This window comes from Pseudidiomarina indica (genome assembly GCF_900104245.1).
In the GTDB taxonomy this organism is placed as follows: domain Bacteria; phylum Pseudomonadota; class Gammaproteobacteria; order Enterobacterales; family Alteromonadaceae; genus Pseudidiomarina; species Pseudidiomarina indica.
Map to the genome: position 1 here is coordinate 1 of NZ_FMXN01000025.1, position 1,749 is coordinate 1,749.

Annotated in this window: 1 pseudogene; it reads left to right on the forward strand. The window is 45.2% G+C overall.

The window, feature by feature from the left end:
* Window positions 1-714 precede the first annotated feature (714 nt).
* Window positions 715-1,619 (forward strand): annotated as a pseudogene (locus tag BLP64_RS10955) (IS3 family transposase); the annotation flags it as partial.
* Window positions 1,620-1,749 lie beyond the last annotated feature (130 nt).

Below are 1,749 nucleotides of genomic sequence, written 5' to 3' on the forward strand. Positions count from 1 at the left end.
CTAATACAGCTATCGGAGGCATTCCGCCAAAACAATTAACGCAAGCGGTTCATTAATTCTACGAATAACTGCTGCTTAAAATGGGGGGATTACATCTGCTCAACGGATGAAATCGTTTTTTCAATAATGGCTGGAAATAATCTATATTATAGTAAGTGGTTGAAAGAAGGTGATGTTATTAAGGAAGTCATCGTTAATGGTACAAAATTAGAGTTTGAATATGAACGAATTGGTTTTGAATAGCGATTCACTGGCAGAATTCTTGACGCCAATTATATGTGTTTCGCACAATCATCTCGTTACAGGTTGATTTGGAAATTTATGATATCGATGTCACTAGTCATCAAACCAAGGCTTAGTAAGATTGGGAAGCCATCCAAGAATGTACTGAAATCTTATATTGATTGCCTAGTGAATTAGTGTCGATCCCAAGAGCTCGGTGTTTTTCAAGATAGTTGACACTTTTTTGTCATTTAAGCGGCCTGTTTTTCATCCTGCTTAACTGACGGCTTTTCCGGGTTCAATGTTGTCGGGCCGACGGGTTCGCAGTTGCGAACATTGCGTTTACCCCAGCGGCTTGGGTTGGCTGCCTTTGCGTTTTCCAAGTGCTGTTTACGCTTAGCTAATATGGTTTTATCTTGTGTATTAGCCCCTTTTTAAAACGGACACTCATTAGTTAAGCGATAGGCTTAGACCTATCTTTAAGGAGTGTCTATGGAGCGTATTGAAATTTTTACTGGCGAACAACGTCGTCGTCGCTATACTCCGCAGGAGAAAGCAAAGTTTGTTGCCATGACCATGCAACCCGGTTATTCGGTGTCGCTGGTGGCAAGGCAGAACGGTATCACCCTGAGTTTATTGTTTAAGTGGAAGAAACTCATGCAAGACGGTGGCATGTCCGCAATTCAAGCTGGCGATGAAGTTGTCAGCGCAGCAGAGCATAAAGTACTGCAAAAGAAGGTGAAGCAGCTTGAGCAGTTGCTTGGCCGTAAAACGATGGAAACGGAAATTCTTAAAGAGGCACTGGAGATAGCCCAGTCAAAAAAGTTGATATCGCGCATGCCATTGTTGCCACCGGACGATTCCCTATCATCAGAATCGTAAGTGCCTTAGGCGTGTCGCGCTCGAACCTTTATCAGCGCATTTATGAACGCCAAAAGGGGCGTTCAGCGCGTTATAACAAGCAAGAAGATGCATTGTTATTGCCGCTGATAGAAGAGCTGTGTGATTGCCGTGCAACGAACGGCTATCGGCGCATCACCGCGCATTTGAATCGTAAGCTACGCACAGGTGATTATAGCTTCGCTCGAGTGAACCCAAAGCGCGTGTATCGCATCATGCGCTTGAATAAGTTGTTGTTACCGAAGCATACCGGCCGCGTAGGTGATAATCGCGCTCACGAGGGTAAAGTAGTGACGCTGCATTCAAATACGCGATGGTGCTCTGATGGCTTCGAAATCAGCTGTTGGAACAAAGAAAAAGTGCGTGTGGTGTTTAGCTTGGACTGTTGTGACCGTGAAATTATGAGCTACGTTGCGACGACTAAAGGTATTAGCGCCACAATGGTTCAGGATGTATTGGTTGAAAGCATTGAGAAACGCTTTGGCGATACGCCCAGGGCAACCGCATGAGTGTTCATTAATTGAGCACCTCACTGAATCCTGCGGTTAACACGGCTTCTAGATAGTCGGCTTTCATCCATGCACGCTTCTGCTTGGCTGGGATGCTTCCTTTTGAGGGCTCTGCGCG